At 36.6% G+C, this 21,814-nt stretch carries 25 protein-coding genes; 9 read left to right on the top strand and 16 right to left on the bottom strand.

Annotated elements, in window-relative coordinates; genetic code table 11:
• Window positions 1–234: 234 nt before the first annotated feature.
• From ACQY4U_RS15680 to ACQY4U_RS15665, 4 genes are all read right to left on the bottom strand, one after another.
• Complete coding sequence (locus tag ACQY4U_RS15680) at window positions 235–459, bottom strand: hypothetical protein (protein ID WP_428330387.1); 225 nt, start codon at window positions 457–459, stop codon at window positions 235–237.
• 3 nt (window positions 460–462) lie between these two features.
• Window positions 463–789 (bottom strand): hypothetical protein, encoded by a 327-nt coding sequence (locus tag ACQY4U_RS15675; RefSeq protein WP_428330386.1) that lies wholly within the window; start codon window positions 787–789, stop codon window positions 463–465.
• A gap of 62 nt (window positions 790–851) precedes the next feature.
• Window positions 852–989: a hypothetical protein gene (locus tag ACQY4U_RS15670; RefSeq protein ID WP_428330385.1), complete on the bottom strand. Its 138-nt coding sequence runs from the start codon at window positions 987–989 to the stop codon at window positions 852–854.
• Window positions 990–1,077: 88 nt separating this feature from the next.
• The gene (locus ACQY4U_RS15665) at window positions 1,078–1,551 is read right to left on the bottom strand and encodes a hypothetical protein (protein WP_428330384.1); all 474 of its coding nucleotides are present in this window, start codon (window positions 1,549–1,551) and stop codon (window positions 1,078–1,080) included.
• Between the two features lie 423 nt (window positions 1,552–1,974).
• On the opposite strand from ACQY4U_RS15665, the gene ACQY4U_RS15660 reads away from it, so the two are divergent.
• Both ACQY4U_RS15660 and ACQY4U_RS15655 read left to right on the top strand, forming a co-directional pair.
• Complete coding sequence (locus ACQY4U_RS15660; protein ID WP_428330383.1) at window positions 1,975–3,012, top strand: hypothetical protein; 1,038 nt, start codon at window positions 1,975–1,977, stop codon at window positions 3,010–3,012.
• Window positions 3,013–3,146: 134 nt separating this feature from the next.
• Window positions 3,147–3,887, top strand: a complete 741-nt coding sequence (locus tag ACQY4U_RS15655) for a hypothetical protein (protein WP_428330382.1) — start codon at window positions 3,147–3,149, stop codon at window positions 3,885–3,887.
• A 30-nt stretch (window positions 3,888–3,917) separates the two neighbouring features.
• Here ACQY4U_RS15655 and ACQY4U_RS15650 read toward each other — a convergent pair whose 3' ends face one another.
• Window positions 3,918–4,712, bottom strand: a complete 795-nt coding sequence (locus ACQY4U_RS15650; RefSeq protein ID WP_428330381.1) for a hypothetical protein — start codon at window positions 4,710–4,712, stop codon at window positions 3,918–3,920.
• Between the two features lie 400 nt (window positions 4,713–5,112).
• On the opposite strand from ACQY4U_RS15650, the gene ACQY4U_RS15645 reads away from it, so the two are divergent.
• Window positions 5,113–5,427 carry a type II toxin-antitoxin system RelE/ParE family toxin gene (locus ACQY4U_RS15645; protein WP_428330380.1) on the top strand — a complete coding sequence of 105 codons (315 nt, stop codon included), beginning with the start codon at window positions 5,113–5,115 and terminating at the stop codon, window positions 5,425–5,427.
• Between the two features lie 53 nt (window positions 5,428–5,480).
• On the top strand, window positions 5,481–5,777 hold the full coding sequence (locus tag ACQY4U_RS15640) for a HigA family addiction module antitoxin (protein ID WP_428330379.1): 297 nt from the start codon (window positions 5,481–5,483) through the stop codon (window positions 5,775–5,777).
• 76 nt (window positions 5,778–5,853) lie between these two features.
• Here ACQY4U_RS15640 and ACQY4U_RS15635 read toward each other — a convergent pair whose 3' ends face one another.
• The 6 genes from ACQY4U_RS15635 to ACQY4U_RS15610 form a co-directional block, all read right to left on the bottom strand.
• A complete protein-coding gene (locus ACQY4U_RS15635; RefSeq protein WP_428330378.1) occupies window positions 5,854–6,219 on the bottom strand; it encodes a hypothetical protein in 366 nt (121 codons plus the stop codon).
• Window positions 6,220–6,441: 222 nt separating this feature from the next.
• Window positions 6,442–6,732: a hypothetical protein gene (locus tag ACQY4U_RS15630; protein ID WP_428330377.1), complete on the bottom strand. Its 291-nt coding sequence runs from the start codon at window positions 6,730–6,732 to the stop codon at window positions 6,442–6,444.
• The gene (locus tag ACQY4U_RS15625) at window positions 6,717–7,112 is read right to left on the bottom strand and encodes a relaxase/mobilization nuclease domain-containing protein (RefSeq protein ID WP_428331754.1); all 396 of its coding nucleotides are present in this window, start codon (window positions 7,110–7,112) and stop codon (window positions 6,717–6,719) included. The genes ACQY4U_RS15630 and ACQY4U_RS15625 overlap by 16 nt, the downstream gene beginning before the upstream one ends.
• 97 nt (window positions 7,113–7,209) lie before the next feature.
• Entirely contained in the window at window positions 7,210–7,476 is a 267-nt protein-coding gene (locus ACQY4U_RS15620) for a plasmid mobilization protein (protein ID WP_428330376.1), read from the bottom strand.
• A 644-nt stretch (window positions 7,477–8,120) separates the two neighbouring features.
• Window positions 8,121–11,462: a metallophosphoesterase gene (locus ACQY4U_RS15615; RefSeq protein WP_428330375.1), complete on the bottom strand. Its 3,342-nt coding sequence runs from the start codon at window positions 11,460–11,462 to the stop codon at window positions 8,121–8,123.
• Between the two features lie 164 nt (window positions 11,463–11,626).
• Window positions 11,627–13,702 carry an AAA family ATPase gene (locus ACQY4U_RS15610; RefSeq protein ID WP_428330374.1) on the bottom strand — a complete coding sequence of 692 codons (2,076 nt, stop codon included), beginning with the start codon at window positions 13,700–13,702 and terminating at the stop codon, window positions 11,627–11,629.
• 596 nt (window positions 13,703–14,298) lie between these two features.
• Here ACQY4U_RS15610 and ACQY4U_RS15605 point away from each other — a divergent pair.
• A complete protein-coding gene (locus tag ACQY4U_RS15605; protein ID WP_428330373.1) occupies window positions 14,299–14,529 on the top strand; it encodes a hypothetical protein in 231 nt (76 codons plus the stop codon).
• Window positions 14,530–14,929: 400 nt separating this feature from the next.
• Here the strand turns inward: ACQY4U_RS15605 and ACQY4U_RS15600 are convergent, their stop codons facing one another.
• The 5 genes from ACQY4U_RS15600 to ACQY4U_RS15580 all read right to left on the bottom strand — a co-directional run bounded on the left by ACQY4U_RS15600 (window position 14,930) and on the right by ACQY4U_RS15580 (window position 18,751).
• Complete coding sequence (locus ACQY4U_RS15600; RefSeq protein ID WP_428330372.1) at window positions 14,930–15,409, bottom strand: hypothetical protein; 480 nt, start codon at window positions 15,407–15,409, stop codon at window positions 14,930–14,932.
• Window positions 15,410–15,622: 213 nt separating this feature from the next.
• Complete coding sequence (locus ACQY4U_RS15595; RefSeq protein WP_428330371.1) at window positions 15,623–16,525, bottom strand: HEPN domain-containing protein; 903 nt, start codon at window positions 16,523–16,525, stop codon at window positions 15,623–15,625.
• An 8-nt stretch (window positions 16,526–16,533) separates the two neighbouring features.
• Window positions 16,534–18,033, bottom strand: coding sequence for a hypothetical protein (locus tag ACQY4U_RS15590; protein WP_428330370.1), 1,500 nt, complete (start codon window positions 18,031–18,033; stop codon window positions 16,534–16,536).
• Between the two features lie 66 nt (window positions 18,034–18,099).
• Window positions 18,100–18,246, bottom strand: a complete 147-nt coding sequence (locus ACQY4U_RS15585; protein WP_428330369.1) for a hypothetical protein — start codon at window positions 18,244–18,246, stop codon at window positions 18,100–18,102.
• A gap of 121 nt (window positions 18,247–18,367) precedes the next feature.
• Window positions 18,368–18,751 carry a hypothetical protein gene (locus tag ACQY4U_RS15580; RefSeq protein ID WP_428330368.1) on the bottom strand — a complete coding sequence of 128 codons (384 nt, stop codon included), beginning with the start codon at window positions 18,749–18,751 and terminating at the stop codon, window positions 18,368–18,370.
• 398 nt (window positions 18,752–19,149) lie between these two features.
• On the opposite strand from ACQY4U_RS15580, the gene ACQY4U_RS15575 reads away from it, so the two are divergent.
• The 4 genes from ACQY4U_RS15575 (at window position 19,150) to ACQY4U_RS15560 (ending at window position 21,796) form a co-directional block, all read left to right on the top strand.
• On the top strand, window positions 19,150–19,572 hold the full coding sequence (locus ACQY4U_RS15575; protein WP_428330367.1) for a helix-turn-helix transcriptional regulator: 423 nt from the start codon (window positions 19,150–19,152) through the stop codon (window positions 19,570–19,572).
• 60 nt (window positions 19,573–19,632) lie between these two features.
• The gene (locus ACQY4U_RS15570) at window positions 19,633–20,088 is read left to right on the top strand and encodes a hypothetical protein (RefSeq protein ID WP_428330366.1); all 456 of its coding nucleotides are present in this window, start codon (window positions 19,633–19,635) and stop codon (window positions 20,086–20,088) included.
• 211 nt (window positions 20,089–20,299) lie between these two features.
• Window positions 20,300–20,863 (top strand): GNAT family N-acetyltransferase, encoded by a 564-nt coding sequence (locus tag ACQY4U_RS15565; protein WP_428330365.1) that lies wholly within the window; start codon window positions 20,300–20,302, stop codon window positions 20,861–20,863.
• A 144-nt stretch (window positions 20,864–21,007) separates the two neighbouring features.
• Window positions 21,008–21,796, top strand: a complete 789-nt coding sequence (locus tag ACQY4U_RS15560) for a helix-turn-helix transcriptional regulator (protein WP_428330364.1) — start codon at window positions 21,008–21,010, stop codon at window positions 21,794–21,796.
• Window positions 21,797–21,814 lie beyond the last annotated feature (18 nt).

Here is a 21,814-nt window from a genome sequence, read left to right as displayed (position 1 = left end):
TAGGGTATTAGGCTGGTCAAGTAAAGATAGACAGAATTAGCTTAAAGCGCTTACAAACACTCAGTATGATTCATTATGTTGATTTCAAATGATGTAATCGCCCCAATGGTTAATGTCCTGGAAACGTTTTTAAAAGTTTATTTTTTACCGGATATTCCTTTTTCCGGTAAAAAGAAACCCCGAACCAATACGGTTCGGGGTGCTTTGCTGTGCGCAAAATTTAGCACAACCTTTTTATATTTTTGCTTTTCTCCGCATTGCCTGCTGTGCCCTTGATTTGGTTGATTTGGCCCGGCTGGCACTTCCTGCCGTTTGGGTGATTATTTCAACGCTGACAGGTTTTCGACCAGTTTTATGATACTGGGCAATAGCATGAGCAATGTGTTTTTTTGTATCCTCTGTTAAAATTGACGGGCCTATTACCAAGTCAACATTTTTTGGTTCTCTGATATATCCCATTTTCTAAACTTTATAGTATTGTTTAATCAAAAATAATGCCTCTTGCGGATAAATAATCATATTGTGACCTCCAGTGTGTACTGCTCCCAGAACTTTCTCATAACGGGTTATCAGTTTAGTCTTAGCCTGAAATGAAACAAACCCTTCATTGCCATCATCCCAGGATCTTTTGCATGCATAAGCAAACAGATTACCACCAACACCCTCATGCAATTTATCCGTACCAAAGTTTATCGGTGCACTCTCTGCCAAATGAACATAAACATATCCCTCCAAATCACTCAAACTTAATAGTCCCTGAATAATATCGGGTTCATCAGACTTTATCAATTTGAAAACAGATCGATCATCCTGATTATACTCAGTTTTCCATGTAAAATGCCACCGTTTTTTTAAGTTGCAATTTTAATATCTTCATCCGTAACAGGTAATACCTCTGTTTCAAAACTTTCTCCACTATCTACCTGGCGAATACTGTTAGTGAGGTCATCAATTACTAAATTAAGGTGATAAACTGAATCTTCGTACATTATACGAATATACGAAATTTTGAATTTTTAATCAAATGATAACATATAACAGTAGATACTTTATAGAGCCTTTTGGTTTTGAAAAATATTATAGCACTAACAAATTATTTAGCCGGACCATTTCTTTAAATCTTTTATCATCATCTGATATATTCCAAGCATGCCTAATGAGTAAGGTTGTTACCATCATGATGTTTTTTAGAGATAAGTATACCTTATATTTTGAACTTTCTGCGCCTTTTGACTCATAATGGGAGTGTAGTAAGTTAAATGATAAAATTCCGTTGTGTTCAACCTTTGAAAACAAGTTATAAAGCCTTAACCCATTCAGCACTTCATCCTTCATTCCTTTAATTTCTATATCCCTGTACATGGTTATAATATTAACTTTCTTATGGCCCTTTTCGAATATCCCATTTTCAAAATAATCCGGGAATTTTTGTATCACTAGCTTTCTTTCTTCCTCATCATCTACAGCAGCCTTCCAAATAGAGTCAACGTGGTCAATCATGAACCTTCCAATTCGTTCCTTCTGTAGCTCCTGGTTGGTTTCAGCATCCATTACGTAATATAAATTTACACTATCGAATAAACAAGTCCGGAGCAGAAGAAAAATAGAGTCATAATAATGCGGCTTTTCATCCATGTTCGTGACAAAAAAGCTGACTCCATCAAGGATGTTTCTTAACTTATGTAATACGGTATAATAAAAGCGGTCAGGTTCTTCGAGGTATCGTAACTTTTCAAAAATGTCATTATCAATGATGTCACTAAGGTGATTTGCAAAGGTATAAGTGATTTCGCCCCCAACTTTCGATTCAATCATATTATTATTAATTAAGGTAGGTTTTTTATATCGGTAAAGATAAAACTAAGGGGCTATATTTGAGTGAAAATGGCAGATAGCCGGCAAAAGGAAAATTATTGATATTATCAAAGCTGTATATTGTGCATCGTTAAATATTAAAAGAATAAAACTTAAACATTGTCAGAAAAAATATCCGAGCTTGTCCTTCGCCTGAAGCGCGAAACAGGTCAAATTACAACAAACCCTTTGCTGGATGGTATTGATATTCAAAAGCTCATTTCGTTTGAAGAGACTTCAAAGGCAGACGGTAATTATCACAAGAAATTAAAAAATATAGCTGCATGTCTTCGGGACATGGACTATCTACATAACGAAAAATACAACCGGGCGTTTGATGCCTACAACGAATTGGTAGTTTATGAACTGCTTAGAGGCCGCTTAGAAACTACTTTTATCGCTGAAGTAAAAAACATCAAAACACCTGATTATCGCCTTTCATTTGATGAATATCATTGTTATTCGGATTTAAAAACTATACACTTTTTGAACGGTAATCTGAATTATATCGAAATCCAGGAACAAAGCGCCCGTTCAAAAATCAAATTTGACAAAGCCATCAAAAAACGTGATAGTCCATTTATTACCAGTGATGCGATCACTATTGCACCATTTAAAAAAGGAAACAATGGAGAGCATCGGAATGTTCAATATATTATTCAGGAACTTATCAAAAAGGTACGTAGCCTCATAAAATTAGATCAGGTCAATTATGAAGGTAGCGAAGGTATTTGTTTGATTGATACAGTCAACCTTTCTTTGCCCCCTTTTCTGGAAATTGGACTACCCGTTCATCATGGTTATGTTTACGAAGAGCTGAATAGCGGTATTTTATGGAATGCCGTATTTGGAGAAATAGGCGATCCTGTCTGGAATTGGGTCGAGTTTTCCGGCCTGCCTAATCTTGATAAAAAACTAATGATGAATGGCATATTAAAAGAGGAGGCATTTAGCGATTTAAAGGCAATCGCTTTTATTATCGGTCCAGAGGAAAATAAAAGGATTATCGGTTTTCATCGCTCAAGCGAGACAAATGACCAAACAATGGAAGTATTGTATCGCTTATGCGATTTTGTTAACGATGAGACAAATTCTCAGTATTTCAAAATTTTGGAGATTAGAAAGGAAAACTCAATTACGTCTGGCCTTACGAGATAAGTTTATGCTATTTAATCGCCGCCCTTCAACAAGGTAAATAAACACTATATTTCAGCACCATAGTTAATTTAACCAAATTGACAAATTAATAGTCATCCGAAAGAACCGAATTTTGCATTTGAAAAAGCACAAACATGAAATGTTATATCTGTGGTAAAGAGTCCACCTCTGTTGAACATTCACCAGGGAAAGGATTTTTCCCAACTCAATTCCGTAACCAACTGATTACCGTGCCATCCTGTGAGGAACATAACGAGGCTACTTCGATGGAGGATGAATACGCTCGTACTGTCATTGTATCATTGGTTGTAAATAACGATGAAGCAAAAAAGTATTTCCCTGACAAACCCCTTCGCGGGCTAAAAAAACAGCGGGGCTTGGCCATACGCCTGGCGCGGAATGTCAAAAATGTTTATATCAAAGATGAAAGCAAGCCCGATGCCAAACTTGAACCGGCACTTAAGATAAAGATAGAACGTGACCGGATTGATGAAGTTATGCGAAAGGTTAGTTATGGTCTTTTTTTTCATGAATATGGTATACCATGGAATAGAGAATTGAAAATTGGAACTGAACATTTTACCTATGATGATTTTCATCCTGATATGTTGGGTGAATTGATCCGGGAAGGGAAAAAATTATTGAACCCCCCTCCTGTATATAAAGGTAGCAATCCTAAAATATTTCAATACGCATTCAATTTGGATGACTCTCAGGATATTCATGATCAGATACTAATGATGAAATTTTATCAAGGATTCGAAGTATGGGCATTTCCTCAACCAGGAAGCTCAGGGCCTGTCGTCGAATTTAAACCCAAACCCGGAACTGACGATAAAACCAATTCATCAAAATCAGACGGAAATAAGGGGTAAGAAGTTTAAGGACCGCCTTAATTCGAAGGATTAATAGGTGAAATGTTCAAATTTTCTATTAACAAGACTGCTTTCAATTGAAGTCTTACATTTTACTAATTCTTCGTTTACAAAACGATGTATGTTTTTAATATCATCCGAAAGCTTTAATAGTTCTTGTTCACCACCACTTGCATTTGCTAACCATATCCTTTTTAATGATGCATTGTACCCGCCCTTAATAAAACTGTTGGCAGTTTGATAATGAATTAAAGGATGCCGAAATCCTGATAATAATTTATGTTCCTTGCCAAATCTTTTTTCGAACCATTGGTAATTTAGGTCTTTCGATAATTGCGGAAATTTCATTTTCAATTCCTCTTTAACTTTCCTTTCAAACAGCTTATTAAAGGATAATCCTGATGTCGTCAGTTGGATGGGTTGCAAAAAGAGATAAAGCAGGTAAGCGATCCTTTCATAAAAGGTATAAATTTCTTCAATTGCATTTTCAAGGTAAAATATGAACCTGTTATCCCTGTAATTTAGATTGACGGGATATATTTTTGTGCCCTGAAAGTTATATGAGTTAGCAGTATAATCAGTTGTATATCGGCCCCATACATTGGACATCCCTACACTATAAAGAATGTTTCTATGACATTCAACGAATTCATCAAAATAATCATGACTTGAGTCAGAAACTTGTGTGGCGTTGGAAGTATCCACTAACTTCCAAATTCGTGTAAAAAAAGTAAAAGCTTCATCTCCGCAATACGTATTTTCGAATAGCATTTTTACACCCAGCCGATCAATTTCTTTTTCGTAATTTTTATGAAATAAAAGCATCAACTTTTGTTCGCTATTAAGTAATTTGATATCCTCCCTCGAAATGCTATAATAGTCGACGAATACGAAAGCTTGAATAGTAAAGGCAAAATGCACTGTTTGCTTTGAAAACGTAAACCTTTATTATTAAATTCATTTAGCCTGCCATTGATTTGTACGTCTACTATTAATTCTTCATAGTATAAACCATCGGAATTAACACAATTTTTACTATAGGATCACCCGACCAGAGGATAGTAGAAATATCTGGTTCAAAATATACGTTTTGCGGGGCTTAACCCTCATTCATTAATCATATTTCATATTCTTTTACCAAAATTTGGTAATTTGATTTCTTTTACCTATTTTTGGTAATAATTAACAAGAATGAAAACTAAAAGAAATTAATGATGCGTGATTAATGAATGTAATAATAGAGGGCGACTACCTGAAAGATCTTTATGCAGGTGTCGAGGTGAAAGGAAAGCCTAAATTTGGCGAAGACATCATCAGGGGATTTAGAAAAAAAGTAGCCTTGATGAAAAATGCCTCAAATAGCAATGACTTAAGAAATTTGAAGTCGTTACATTTTGAAAAGCTTTCCGGAAATCTTAATGGCAAGTACTCCGTGAGAATCAATAATGCATATCGTATTATCTTTAGAATGGAGCCAGATGGGAATAATGTGCGGGTAGAGATCATCTTTATCGAAGACCTGAGTAACCATTATTCATAGATACTTATTACTCTTAAAATTATATTTACTGAACACTCTACAATGGGTAGAACATGGTAAATCAAGTTTATTCCAAAAACGGAGAAGAAATAAAAACTGATTTCCTTCTCCATCCGGGCGAGGTCTTGTTAGACGAGATTGAAGCCAGGGAACTCAAGAAATCAGCAGTAGCAGCAGAATTGCAAATGTTACCGGGACATCTTAGCGAGCTTTTTAAAGGTAAGCGCACGATAACCGCATTAACAGCTGTCAAACTGGAAAAGGTGCTGGGTGTGAGTGCTGAGTTTTGGATAGGGTTACAAACTGACTTTGACCTGGCTGTAGCAAGAAAGCTATACCAGGTGGCTTAAAAAAAGCCGGGGCAACCCGGCTTTTTATCGTTATCTTCTCTTTCTTCGTCTTTCAGCGCATCGTCTTCATCATCAGCTATCTCGATACGAATAGTACCAATATAATGATCTCGCTGATCGCGACCATCGCTATCCACCAGATGAGCATCCTGTTCTGCTTCCATTGATCTTTCTGCTGACCGGCCATCATGGCTTCCATCTTTGTCATTTGTTGTGAAAAAAGCTGCTGCTGTTCCGCTGTCCGGCGGATGAATTCCGAAGCTGCGTTGTTGTTCAGTTGTGCCTGATACAAGTTCTGTATGAGCAGTTCTCGCTCGCTCGCTTCGTCCTTGTCCGGTTGCTGCTTTGAGATTGGCCCGTTCTGCGGCTGGTCCTTTCGGGTACTTTGCTGTTGTTCTACCGTTTGCCTTGCTAATAGTCTCGCGGTCTCTGTCTTGTCCATAATTAATGAGTTTAATGATCTCTGCCCACTTGAAGCGGTTGCCCAGGGCCTGTCCTTTAATTTTAAAGCCATCATAGAAATAAGTTATTCCGGTAACCCTCCCGGTAGTCGCCTGGTTGAATAAAAAGTTAATGCCTAACTGTTCACCATGTTTGATAAGTTCTGGTATACTGCTGGAATTTTCCGGCTAACAAGCCATTCATCAATTCCTGCAAGATCATTTTATGGGACGGCATGCCTTCGAAGCACCATTTCCAGTTCGCCTTTCGTTGGTGGCCGTTGTGATACATAACTGCCGCGCTGTATAGTTATTTGGCTGTCTAGCGGTATAGCTGCCGGGCTATGTAGCTGTTCCGTTATACCGCTCCTTGATGTTATAGCTGTTTTGGTGTAGGGTTGTTTTGCTGTTTTGCTATGCTGCTCATTAGCGGTATAGCTACTTCGCTGCGTAGCTGTATAGCTGCTTTGCTGTACAGCTGTTAATCCATATTGCAACTCTAGCTTTCTGAGCAAGGCCTCGCTTTTCTTATAATTGTTGCTATCCGACACGACGCCTCAACAAAGCTTATCCGGTTCACTAACAGGTGTAGATGCGGATGATCAGCATCGTGGTGCCGGAAGATGAAATATTGGTTATTGCTGTACCCGCTTGCATTCAGGTAATCATGTGCAATAGCCATAAGTTTATGGTTATCAAACTGATCTTCTTTTGGGAAGTTTAGGCTCGTGTGGTACACATACTTGTTCAGGTTCGGTTTTAGGCTGCGAAGCCAATCCACTTCTTTTTTAATCTGCCGGATATCCAGCGAGGTAAAGTTGGTATCCAGCAGTTCTGCACGTAAAGCTGGGTCGGGATGGTAAAGTTTCTTTAAATTGTAGTTTAAAGCTCCTATAAAGCTCCTACCTATTTTCTGGCTAGCGATAATACATTAACTCCCTGATAATTCTTTCTTCATTTTGCTTAAGTTCATTCAGGACATTGAGCAGTCCTTAAGGCAGCCTGCCAGAATTCAACAGCCTGGTCTGCTGGTTGATGTTGACACCTATCTTTTTTAGTTCCAGAAAGGTTTGCACCTCGATCCTGGCCGTTTTAGGCCGGGGAAAGTGACCGGTAAAGATTTTTTCGCTAACCAGCTCGCTGGCAGTTTTGCCGCACAGCTCAGCCCAGGAATTCAAGGTTTCCAGTTCCTCCATAGTCAGCCGGATGGTGAAGTTGATCACCCTCCGCTGCGAATTTGGTAGTGCCGGTCTTGCCATCAGTCAGCGTTTGAAGTGTTAAAATCTGGACCATACGACAGCAGTAAATAAACGAAATGAGTTCTTTTCATAATTAATTGATTTCAAGAAAATGAATGAATAGCGAGCTCAGTTTGTGCGCTCTTATGGAAAGTGATGGTTAGAGCAATGGCGGTTAACTCGTTGTTATAAAGGTAGAGATTACCTTTTAAAATTCAAAGTAGTTATTGAACATGCAGAACAAAGTGAAGCATTTCCGGGTCCGGGTTTCCTGGCAAGCTCGTTTTCGCAGGGCGAAAACATGGCTTGCTTTGACTTTGATAGGTCTTTAGCCATTGTAGGGAGTGTAGAATTTATCCAAAATACATTTAAAAGATTGCTGCTCAATTTTTTTTACTGGTTCGAGCCCCATGATCGACTTGGGTGCTTATCGGTACAAATTACTTCGAGATTTATCGCTTATTTGAAGTGGTTGGCCGATTTTCCTGAAAGATTGAAAGAATATAATGAAATGGGAAAAGCCTAAAATGGACGATTTGATATACAATAAAAGCATGCAATAATATATCAGTAGTAATGAAGTTTGGATTTCATTACTACTGATATCCGTTTTTACAAAATCCAGATTATTTCCGAAAATGTAATAATAAAAGCAATGAGTTTTATCAATTCAAAAGCTTTGGACCTTCCATTTCCAACTTTCTCCGAGTTAAATAAGATATGCTTAATTGATTTTGATATGATGTACCTATGGCAGTGAGTTCATGCTCAAAACCTATGATTTTATCAAAGTAGATTTTTTCTTTACTTTCCTGATCTGAAATTCTCCAGAAAAAGGAGCTATGCCGAAATAAATTTAAAAGCTCTGGGAAAAATCTATTTCTCACACAAAATAGCCATAGAGCTTTGTGGCAATTATCAAACAAAGAACTCATACGCTGCCCGTACAAATAAGAATATGACAGATTAAGCAACTGAAGATCTTCGTGTGTTATTTCACCACTACCATTTTCTAATGTGTCTAACGCTTTATTTATAACAGCTCTAACAGTATTATATTCATCCTCGCCATCCTCAACGACTTTCGAAAATCTTCTATCTCTATCCTGTTGATCAGAAAAGTTATTAGCAATGTCAATTGATATATTGTTAGCCAAAATCTTAGATTTTGCTCGTACAGCTGCGCGTTCTAAAGTTCGTAATTTGCTAAGTAGTTCATCACCTTTTAAAGTAGCCTGGGCAATAATATACTTTGCGGTCACTCCATTTGAGCTGGCCGGAGTGCTTGTTTTCTCAATCTGTCTTCCACAAGCAATAGCTTTATCATATTGATCCATTTGTAGGTAAGCGTACCCTTGGGCAATTAGTATTGAGTTTTTATCATCATTTGAAAAATCATGACCTTCAATATCCATAGCTTCCTGAAGTATTTGAATGGCTCTTTCTCTCATACCACTCATTCTTAATGACTTCCCTAGTATTTTTGTAATCAATGCTTTATACCGAACCAAGGAGGTGCTTTTTAAAAGATTATAAATTTCTTCGGCTGTTGTCTGAGCATTCTTATAGTCTTTAATTTCAAAAATATGTTCGCAATAATTAACTGCTAAGCTCGCAGATCTCTCAATTTCAAAATCAATTTCATTGTTAATAGCTTCAGAAAGTAAGCTCTTTACAATCAATTGACAGTTGTCAAAGTTTAAAAATTTCGAATAGCTTTTAAAAGAAGTAGATTTGATATTTTTTATGTTCCCTTCACGCCACTTATTACCAAAATACAATGTACAGCCGTTTTTAAGTATTTCATCCTTCTCATTTTCTGTTATCATTGTGCTAATAAAATCCCTAATTTGTTTAGGCACTCTGAACAATTTTATTTGGTGGCTGTCATCCGGATCATCAACATTAGAAAGAACACTATTTTTGGTAACAACTTCAATTAACGATGACTTTTCCAATTCAACAATTTGGTCTAAACTTATAGGTTCAGTGCTAATGAATCGCTTAAGATTGTTGTAAGTTTCTCCATAACTTAAAATGGTCAAAATCTTCAGCAATTTGAAACTCCTTAATTTTATTTTGTTTGTAGTGTCGGAAAAATAACTTAGGGTTTCCTGGAGTGATTTTGGGATTGTGTCAATATCGACCCAATCGTTTGATCCCGAACTGTCCAATTCTAAAAGTTCCTGAAATGAAGCATATTTCAGATTATTCATGAATTTATCAATCCGGTTGGGTAGTCCACCTGTTCGGTTTGTAATTTTATCTAGGTTTTCGGGGCTTGTTAAATAATCTTCAGAGTTAGGATGACTAACCATATAAGACTTAATTTGCGTTGCATCTAATGCACTTAGTTTTACTATTGAATTGTCGAGCCGTTCGTCTGGAATTTGCCTGGCAATCAGAATAATAAAAGTATTTGGACAGAAATCAATGATAGATTTGATTATCATCATAAATTTCCTGTAAGTATTTGGGTTCCTATATAAACGCGAATGTACCTGATTGAGCACTAAGAAATGAGGCTCTAAGATATTCATCATATTGCAAAAATTAGGAAAAGCTATACCGGTCTGTTCTTTAAACGCCTCGAATAAGTCTTCATCATTGGCCAAATCCTCACAATTAATCAGAAAATTATTTTTATTGTCAATTTTGAGTCTTCCGGAAACGCTACCGATAAATTCCTCTTCGCTTAAACTCCAGTCTGTGATTAACCAGCAATAATGACCTTTGGTCATATGCTTGATAAAATCCTTTTGCTCAACTAAGCGAATGCTAGAATGCTGTGGTAGCTGCACATAAATCGCCCTTGGAACCTGTTCCAGATCGCTCTCGTAATCCTTTTTGTCAAGGCTGAGAATATTTGTTTGTTCATCATTTAAAGGCCACGTGGTTTCCTCTATATTCTTAGTTTCTGTCGATGGAGTTTCATCTTGTGTTGGATTTTTACTGTTGGCAGGCACATGGGAAACTTCGATATATGCTTTTCCATTCAACGGAAAGGTATAATCAGGAGCAATTTGATAATTTCCACCTCCTCTAAGTTTCATGGCTATTCTGGGATAGATATTTTCAATAATCTCAGAATCTTTAATGATGTACGAACCTGCTATATATCCATGAATTCTTGACTCGACATCATTTATTTTTTCAAGTCCAAATAAAGATGGAGCAAGTTGCAATCTTCTCTTTGCCGATCCAATTAATCCATATTCTTCTAAAGATGGTTCATGCAAATGACCACATAAATGATTGAAAAAGGTTGACGGAGGATTGATATCTGCATCATAATAATTTAAAGAATTGGAATCGTACCACTTTGAATCATGATGTGTAAGCAATAGTGAGATATCTGCATCTTCAATCCACTTAAACGGATCTTTGTCCGTAATGGCTTGCAATTGCAGGGGATGGATAGCTAATTTCCCTAAGTAATCATCACTGGAAAGTTCTAAAAAAGCTGTATTCAACCCTACTACTTTCATGACAGCTCCGTCAACGGTAAAGACACTAGAAATGTCACCTGGAATCAGCCCTTCTATAATTGTAGGCTTTGGTAAAGCGATTTCTTTGTACCAATTCTTGAAATTATTGAAACATCCTTGAATTAGCTTGTAATAGTCTGTTGTTACAAAATCGTTCCAGAACTCTTCTCTTGTATCTTTGTCTTCATGATAACGTCGAAGGACTTTAACAACCGGATCTCTTAAATCAGGCCTTAATAAATCATGATTTCCCGGTATAGCAATTAAGTATGGTTGGCAGCCCAATTTGTCAAAAACAGTCCATAACTCTTTCAAAAAAACAGTAAGGGCTTCAAATTCTTCTTTTTTACCAGAAAACGTCAGATCACCGGTAAAAAAAACCACATCAATTTTTCCGATATCATCCTTTAGAAGTTCAATATCCTTAAATAGTTCTTTTTTTAATCGGGGTAGTAATATATTTTGATTTTTCTGACCGTAATGTAAATCAGTAAGATGTAGCCAATTAATTCGTTTCATTAGATTAAATTATATACCCCGTTTAAAACAAATATATTATTTTAGATACAAACTCATGTTTAGTGTTAAGCCGCGTCTGTTCGGATATTTATAGTTTTCATTTATTCGATAATTTATTTTTTTGAAAATGTTTCATATAGGGCGACCCACTTTGCTTCTAATTCCTACGACACCCCGCCCATAACGCGATCGAATTGCTTAATTACGCTTTTCGCTAATTCTACTTTCCAGCCCTTTTCCAGTTCAATATTATTCTTGCCAGCCCAAAGTTCAATTTGATCAACTATGGGCTCATCTTTTACATAACTATCATTAAAATAATTATCCGAACGGTATTTTCGGTCAATGATATCAATGAGTTGCTGAACGGGCATTAAATCTTCAATTTCAAATGATTTTTCATCTAAAAATGTGGCAACCTCCAATATTTTATCTGGCTGATCCTTATATGTTGACGTTTTTAATTGCTTTGCATAGTCTTTACCTACTTTATCAGAATCCAGCAATACAAAAGGTAACACATTATCCCTAGACGATACTAGTTTTGTTACTGCTGCCATCCCCTTGACGCCACCTGTTGGAATAAAGACGACCTCCTTACTATTTAAAAACTTACCTCTACCCACCAAGTACCTCTTTATCATACTCAAATAAATCTGATCACTCGGACCTTCAACAAGTACAGCAAGACAACCAAGCAGCAAAGTATCGGAAACTGTCAAACCTAATGCTGCGTGAATTGGATAGATTGATTTTTCAGAATCACTTTCGTTGTAACGTAAGTTGGCAGATACCTTTGTACGCCCCGTACTTTTATCAACATAAACAGCCATCACATTCGCCAAGTTATCCATGTCAACCAAAAATGGTGAATGTGACGTATAGATTAATTGATTATCCTCGGAAAGTCTTTTAAAAAACGTTGCTAAATCATATTGTGCTAACGGATGAAGTGACAACCCTGGTTCATCTAATAAAAGAATTGCGTTCGTATGTTCCTGTTTAGTTTCTACAAGAAACACCAAAAAGAAACTAAAAAACCATTGCAGACCTCGGCTTCTACCTTCCAATTCTATCGGTTCCGGCCTTAACTCATCGGCCACGTTTATTCTAAAATGACTACCATCGGCTTCAAAAGAAAAAATATAGTTACCCTGCTGCCACCATTTTTTAAAACTTTTTGTCAGTTCGCCAGCGGCTGATCTTAACAAGACACCACGTTCTTTTTTCTTTTCCGCCCAGTCGGTAACTTCTTCAGCTGACAAATTTTGCTCGACTGAACTTATCTCTCTGTCGTAGGCGTCATGTTTTTTAATGATAGTTTTACGGTCGTTTCCAAGATCATAAATCTCCTGAGCAGAAAGGTTCACATATTGAAATAATACATCTAATGTTCTGGCTTTTGCGCGAGCTGATTCGGTAAGGTCGGTACGTTCCATATCCTCAATAACACGAGGTAGATAAATTTCGCTATCAAGGTTTCCGTAATCTGAGTAGTAAACAAACTTTGGAAGTTTTGTTAATATATATTTCCGTGTTTCTTCAGTAGTAACGATTGCCTGGCCATTAAATGAATTAATAATCTTCAAGATCGGCTTCAGTAAATGTGTATTAAATAATTCAGGCAAATTTTGCTTTTTACCAAATTCTCCAACCAGGCCATTTATTTTCTCTTTTATTGCCGTTAACTCAATTAAATTCAAGATTCCTGAATCATTATTTGGCAATAAGAAATTTAGCGCTTCTGTGATTTTAGTTTGTAAAAGTTCTGGCTCTTTGGTAAAGGCCTCAGAATTACTAAGTTTAACTTTAAAACCATCTATTAATGTTTTAACCCGGGACTCGTTGTAAGATTGTATTTTGGAATAGGGTAAGGATATATAGTACAGGCCGTCGAATGCCCTTTTTACCAACACAGTGCGGACTTGCTCAATGTCGCAACCACTATCAATGGCAACTTTACTACTAACAGTTTCATCAAGTTCGAAATCAGCCTCTATAAATACGTCTTTTTCGTGATTTCCGGCTTTAAAATTACTGTAAAGATGTCTAGGGTAATCTGATAAAGGAACTATAGGTTCATTATTTGCAGGACGTAATTTCCATAAAGCAATAAGCAAATTTGTTTTTCCAGCTTCATTAGTGCCTACCAAACAAGTATTATCCCCTGCTTTAATCCAATCACTTTCTTCAATGGATCTGAAATTTATAACTTTATATCTAAGTAGCTTTGTTCCCATAAGTTAAATATTTGATAATCAACTTACAATACTTATACCACTCGTATTATTATATATTTTTACTGACTTATTGGCTGAAGCACATTTATGTCATGTCATTTAGTGTTCTAGTTACACTAAGAGTTAACAAGCCAATAAATAATGGAACCTGGCGTACTATAATTGATTTTAGAACCTTAATGCCCGGCAGGGCCGCGCTGAAATTTTAGGCTTTTTGCGCCTGATAAACGGTGGTAATTAATATGAAATTATAGCCCCCGACAGTCCGGGGCTATCTTGAATTAAGGTAGGATAAATAAAGCGATTGCCTATTTGAGTGGACATTCCGTGGCCATTGACAACCCTGTTACGGAATAGCCAACAGTTGATTCCGTAACACTTTGACCATATTAATTTATTGATTTTCACTTATGACTTTTCCTGGTCGCCTACGCAACTCGATGCTTCAAAGCGCACGGAATCGCTTGGTCAAGCCTCGCAGAATATCCACTTTGAGCAAGGGAATGCAACAATTGCGTACGATTACCGGCGTTCCAGATATTACCTTTTATTGGGCGCGGCATACCTTTGCAACCATTGCAAGAAATAAATGCCAAATGGATAAAGATAGTATTGCTGAAGCCTTAAACCATGTAGGCGGTGATCACAAAATCACGGACATTTATATCGAAAAAGACTGGAGTATCGTTGATAAAGTACAGGCAGCTGTAATGAAGTTTTTCAGAGGATTGAATAAACCGAAACCATCCAAGCCTCAAAAAACTAAAAATAAGGAATTAAGTGACCCGATAGAACACCGTAAAACCATGCGCCTTGTAAGCGCATAATATTAGCGATTATGAGAACATTCATTTTATTATGCCTTACCTGTATTGTTGGAACAGGAGCATTTTTGTCTGCCCTATCAGCGCAAAATAAATTACCATCATTTATAGTAGGCTTTGGAGTCTGGATTTTGTTCCTTATTTATTTTGTCAAAAAAATGGGAAAAAGATAGGTTAAAATAAAAGTCCCTAAGCGCTTGCCGCCGGGACTTTAAACCTAAACCTTATCACAATAGAGTCAGGATGACTCTGTTTTAACTCAAAGATGCTAATTAAATTGATAAGACAAAAATCTATCATGTTTTGCAGCAAGGCGAGACGGCCTGAGAACCCGAACCGTCTGCCATTTTGCTGCATTTGTTTTCTCCATTCATAACGTTATAGAAAGGATTATGGGTAGTTCTCAATCGGCATGATGAATATCCTCCCGTTGCCTTATCAACCAAGCAGCGTTACAAACGCGCCGCATATTTTCCCAAAAGTTAATAATCTCGCCAGGTACCAAAGTTTCGAAATCGGTATGGTTAGAAAGCGCAACATGTAACCAGGCGTGTAAATTATCGCGATATGCTTGAGTTGGATATTCAATAAAGCATCTGTCAAGTGCTATATAGGGGTTCGCTAATTCGTCGTCCGGAAAATCTGCCGTGAAATATAACCAGTTCATAACTTCAGCTTTCAGCTGTTCTGTTGATACTCGTTTTGACACTGAGTTACTATCCTTATACTTCAATAATAAAATATACGAAGCTTCCATAAGCCACAATTGTAAGTCATAAGTCAATAACAACCTTCCAGGTCCAAGTTGTAATTCGTTATAAAAATCCTCCACCACCACAAATGACCGCCATTCTTCGAGTTTTTTTAGTTGTTCTTTGGGCAACCCTGTACTAAAAAACTCTATTACAACCTGTAAGGGATTAAGAAATTTGCTTATTCTTAAATTTTTAGGTTGATTTTCCCATGGTGCTGTTTCGCCACAATACGTATTCTGTTTTGATAATTGTTATAATATGAGGCTATGTAGATTGACAGGGAGCCGAAAAATTTTATCGGCCCCTGGCTGTCATTTATAGTATTTAATAGGTTGCTAATCTCACAGGGAGGCTGGCAGCGCCGGGGAATAATCCACGGCCGCTGCTTGTGCTTCCTCTGTGTTCCTAGCGGTGCCCCTGTGCGGTTCTTTTTTAGCAAGTTCTGCTACCAGATCAAGGAAAGCTTTTACCTGTGTACATAGCTGGTCAGCGTCTATGTCTACTATTTGATAGTTATCCTTATATCTTGCTTCTGAATAAGCTGAAGTTAGTATCCTGAACAACCGCTGTTCATTTTTAAAATGTCGTCTGAATAGCCGAGCTGGCTCCTCCGAAAAGCAATTGCAGAACTGGAGCAAGCGGTCAAGGTTGTGAATGTCCGAGCGATAGCCTGTAAATAGCCTGATTAAAGCGCGGCACGCCTGTTCTACGGATTGATGAAGCAGGAATGTAACATTGTTATGAAAATCGTTCTCGTAGCAGATAAATGCACTTTCTAAAAAGCCAGATGCAAGATTGTAAATCCGGTCAAATGCTTCTCTGTCCTTTAAAAATGCCTTTTCTGACTTTTCTAATTCAAACTCAGGTATCATTGCAAAGCCATCAGCTGTATAGATCAGAGCCCCATTCAACCAGGCATTCAAAAAGAAGGTATCGTAATTATGAACCAGATTCATCACTGTCTCAAGTCCATGTGCAATCACAAATGTGCCTGGGAATAACTTGCCAATATAATCCTGCATCGCGTGCTCTATACGGGTAATTTCGGTTGTCATTATTAGTAAGTAGTAGTTACTTGTAGAAACAACTTTAGTAGCAGCAAAAACGGTGTTCTCGTTGCTTAATCTGTTTATGGCAGCAAAGCAAATGATCTTTTCAATTTTATATTGATGAGTTAGTGCTTTAGCTATCTCCTGCAATTCTTTATGCTGTATCTCAGTGAGTTTGATTTGCCTGGAATTCATCTTCACAATCATTTACTTTTTTCCAATCTTTCGTTTGTTGTATTACCGGCCGCCATGAGGCTGCGAACGATCATACGTTGGTTGACCAGTTCAATTTTTAGCTTAAGAACCTCCCCGAGATTCGTATCAGGTGGCGCTCCCGTATAATCTGGTTGGGTACTTATTAACAGCTCATACAGTTCAGGTTCGACGTTAGCCAGGTGATCAAAGCGCCTTTCAATTTCATTTGTAAAAAGTTGGGTTAACCAGGATAAGCGATCAATATCTGGATTTCCCGTTTTGTATCCTGTCTTGTAGAATAACAACGCCTGAAGTATTGCAGTTAATGAACGGACTATTAACCTGACAGCCTCGTATAAATTCTCCGCCTCGATTTCATTATCGATTTTATCATAAGCCATTTTTGACTCTGCTAATTTTTGTTCATGATAAGGTGTGCCTTCTTCATCATTTTGCTTAATCTTTACAGATGAATGTTCTTTCAAATTGACACCTTCACCTTCATAAACAATAATCCCTTTAGCCAATACATATCTTAAAAAGGCTCTGTTGTCGTCGTTTTTTGCTTGTAAAATTGTTTCACTTTCAATTACAGTGAGAATACGAATTAGGGGTTCAACAACTTTTTCTATCGCTTTACTAAGTTCTTCGTTAATTGGGTTTGCATAATCATCAAACAAAAGGTAAAGCATAAATGTGTCAGGGTTCTTAAAGCTGTTTATATGAATAACAGCCTTAACGGATGGATCTGCTTTAATTATTGTATCAGCTACCTCATTCAAGGCCAGCTTTTCCGCCGTTGTTTGTTCTATTCTGGAAATTGCCTCGTCACTTTTTTTATATACTGTCATGTCGATTAACTCACGCTCACGTATGTTTCTTTCTTCAACTGGCCCTTTCTTCAATGTGGGTTTGTTGCTTTCGCGTTGCCGGATAATCCACGCGGCGGAATAAAGTTTTTTGACAGATTTGTAAACGAGCAGTAGTTCATTCGCAGTCATACTCTCATCAACGGCATAAGTGGACAGTGCAAAATGTATCCATTCATTCAAATAATCTCTGAATTGCTGCGGCTTAATTTCTTTAAAAACCCGCTTTATTGCTAAGTAAGGATTCGTTATCTCCTCTGCTGACAGATTTTCGGGAAACCAGTACCATAACTGTTTTTCTTCGTTTACTTGTTTTTTGCTGGTTACAATCGCCCGGTTATTATCCTGCTTTTCGTGATATAATAAATGCAGTGCTTCAAGCAGTTTCAGTGTAGCTTCGTAAGTATCGAATACTTTACCCGGTCCGAATCTTTCGTGATTAAAACTTTCATAATTAACCACGTAATATCTCCATGTTTTAAGTTGTTCAAAATGTCCTTTGGGCCAATCGAGATCGAAAAAATGCCTTACAACCGTTAACGGATATTGTACCTCAGAAAAACGAAGATTTTTAGGGTAGTGTTCCCATGGAGCATATTTACCGCAATACATTGTCAATTGCTTTAAGCCGGTCTTCATTGGCCGACAGTACAAATCTCGAGAACAAAAAAATGCTAAACTATTCTGTGGTTTTCTATCGTATGCTCAGCAGCACCATATTTTATTAACTGAATTAACCGACCATACAATGCGGATCTCCGAAATAAAAGGAAAAACATCACTAATAAAATAGGCCGGGCTTTCGCCACGGCCTATCTGGCTTTCAATCCATATACTACTTGTCGTTATCATTTATGTAGAGTTATAAGAGTTTTTCAGGCCGTTGTAAGGTAGGATTTGGAACCAGGATGAATGCCTACAATCACCGCCCTTAATTCCTTGGCTTCCTGAAAGTGATATTAATACATTGAAATTAAACCTTATCTTCCGTTAGATTCAAATAATCTCGATTAGCAAGCAAATAGGCTATAGACACCAATTTGTCAATTTGCTTAAAAACAATATTCACCTGTTCAAAATCGAACATATCGTCGCAAGAGCCCCGCGATAAGCCATATCGTAAGAATTCCCACAAGTAATCCCTTATTCTTTGCAATTCGATGTTTTGGAAGACCTTTTTTATTGCATTATATGGCTTCAATCGTTCTTTCTTGGTAAGATTTTTTGGGAACCAACGAGATTTACGTTTTTCCAAAGCGACATGTTCAGCACTGATTTTTGGAAAAAGATGTCCGATCTCAATTAAGTCGTTTATCACAAATAATGCCTCGCTCAGTTTTAAAACCGCATTGTACATATATAATAAATCTTCCCCTGACCCCAAAGCACCTTCTCTAAAACAGTCATAAGCTATTACTGAGTATTCCCATGACTCTAAATCATCTTCATATTGATTCGACCATTCTTCGTAATAATTACACAGTACTGTAAATGGATACTGTATTTCCCCATCTTCAAGGTTCTTAGGCCGATTTTCTCATGAATAAGATTTTAAAACTTTCATTTAATCCTAAAAAAACCAGTAATTATTTACAGGTGGCACAAATATCGCCTAGAAAGCGATGCTAAACTATTCATTAACTGTCTAAATAATACCCACAGCAATCATAATTTACCGGATATTATTTCTACATTGGATTGAACCATGCTTGTTATTATTTTTATTAATTTTGACCTAACCCTATATACTTGCATATGAACACTACCGATAAACCAAAGAATATACATCAGGGCAGCAACGTGAAACGTTTCCGTGAAATGCTGGGACTTAAACAAGAGGCATTGGCCATAGCTCTTGGCGAGGAATGGAGTCAAAAAAGGATATCTCTTATGGAATCAAAGGAAGTTATCGACGACGAAATATTAAATCAAGTAGCCGAGATTTTAAAAGTACCGGTTGAAGCAATTAAAAACTTTGACGAGGAGAAAGCCATCTTTAACATTCAGAACAATTATGAAAATTCCCATAATAAGGGTGCTAATTATCAATATAATTTTAATCCAATAGAAAAATGGGTTGAAGTTATTGAGGAAAACAAAAAGCTTTATGAACGTCTTTTAAAGAGCGAACAAGACAAAAATGAACTTTTAAAAGACATCATTAAAAAAAACAACTAATCGGAATTTCAATTTCCTTTTAAAAAAAAGTATTCACAAGTTTATTTTAACTAACAAATTATGTTTTTTAAAATATTAAAGATGATATTCTCTCGCAAAAGAACCTGGAATGGCTCACCAGAAATGTTTTTGGCGATGATGTTAGAAATGGAAGCCAAGGGCCGTGAAAACGATGCTTCATCAGCATCAGCTGAGCAATTAGCAGGCGTAATGATGAAAATCTGTAATATCAATTTATACCCGTATAAAGATTTTTCTGATCTTCAAAATAATGGGACTCCAGATTATAGCTTAATCGAAAAAGTACGGCCTAAACTTAACGATCAGCTTCAAAGAATGGAATTAAAAAAAGCTATATACGGGAATAACGCCGATTTAGGTGAAGATGATCCATTAGCCGGTAATTCAGACGCTGCGAAATTTACCAGGAGTTTTATAGAAGACTTTCAACAATACGTCGAACTCAAGGATGAAAACGTCGAGACTCCGAAACGTTCCCCTAAAAATACTTTATAAAATCTATTATTTTTCAGTCATAGAAAAGTAAATCAGTAACTCTTACTGTAATTCTATATCATTTATTTTCGTTATAGGCAATAATAAACTCTTAAATAATCCATTTAGGGTTATAAATGGGCTATTTTTTACTTTTTTTAATTAATTAATAATTAAAGTAAGGGAACAGCCCTACAATTTTAAATTATGTCTAATAATTAATATAAATATTATGGTTATAGCAACAAATGAGGATGGAAACATAGTAGTTGATTTGTTGACAAAAGCTTTTGTCAACAATAAAAGTGTGAATTTCATTGTGCAGCATGAAAATAATATAAAGGAGATAATGGCATTAATGGAATATTCATTTGATGTCTGCCTTCTATTCGGCCAAGTGTATTTATCGAACGATAAAGGTGCATGCGCACTTATATTATATCCGCAAAAAAAGAAGTTTAATATTAGAGCTATATGGCTTGATATAAAGCTAGTAATCTCTACAATTGGATTGTCCAGGATTAATACAGCTTTGGGCCGGGAATCGGCAATAAAAAAAATACAGCCTAAGATTGACATGACCTATTTATGGTTTATCGGTGTAGATCCTGATAATCAACACCATGGTTTAGGTACAAAATTATTGCAGGAGGTTATTCAACAATCTGAAGCGAAAAATCTGCCGATATATCTTGAAACTTCTACTTTGGAAAATCTACCTTGGTATGAAAAGTTAGGCTTTCAGATTTATAACAAACTTGATTTAACATATACGTTATATTTTTTACGTCGTTAGGAGCGACTGAACATCACTATGCTGGTTTTTGGAACAGAAATGCATATAGTGACTTTTGTATTCGTCGTATTGGAGTTTTGCATGCTAATTTTTCAATTGGCCAGATTTTGTTACCGACCTCAAGACAAACATAGAAACTACTACTTGCTATTACTGGTATTATTACTTTTTTATAACATTACTGGTGGGCTTTTCCCAGACGGCACAATGTCATTATCAATTTCAATTCAGATGATGATTGCCTACGGGAGCGGCTTTTTTATGGCATCATTTTTTCCATTATTTTTTTATAAAGTAATGGAGTTACCAAAACTTAGATGGCATGCGTACTACGGCGTGCCGTTGTTTTTGATATTGCCCTATTTTATTTTCTTTGTCATCGTTTATGCAATAAATGGAAATTTAGATGCCGACTTAAAGTACGGTATGATTGTTCCTTTTCTCTATGCTGTGGTCTTACTTTATGTTATGTTTCGAAGCATTAGGGCCAAGTATCATGCTAACAGAAATAAAAAAGAGTATTTGGAAGAGGTAGCTATGTATCTTGCAGTCAGTCCCTGGGCGGCACTTACATTTTTTGGTGTTGTTGAGGCAAGTCAACTAATTGAAGTTCTATGTACTAATACAGGAATAGTATTTATTACGATAATTTTCTTGGCTCAGTCTATTAGGAAAGCACGAATAGAACAGTTAGAGCTTTTGGCAAAAAACCTAAGTTTTACACCTGGTAATTTTGAGATCAATAGCACCCATTACAAGTTAACAAAGCGGGAAATAGAGATAGCGATATTGTTCCGAAAAGGATTAACATACAATGAAATAGCTGCTAAACTATTTATATCATCAAAGACGGTAGGCAATCACGTCCAAAATATTTACGACAAAACCGAAGTAAATAGCCGTATGGCACTTATTCATAAATTATTTGATTGAAAACGCAATTATATGTAT

The sequence above is a fragment of the Mucilaginibacter sp. genome (assembly GCF_965277465.1).
Taxonomy (GTDB): Bacteria; Bacteroidota; Bacteroidia; order Sphingobacteriales; family Sphingobacteriaceae; genus Mucilaginibacter.
The sequence above is the reverse complement of the archived record's forward strand: the minus strand, read 5'-3'. Positions and strand labels throughout refer to the sequence as shown.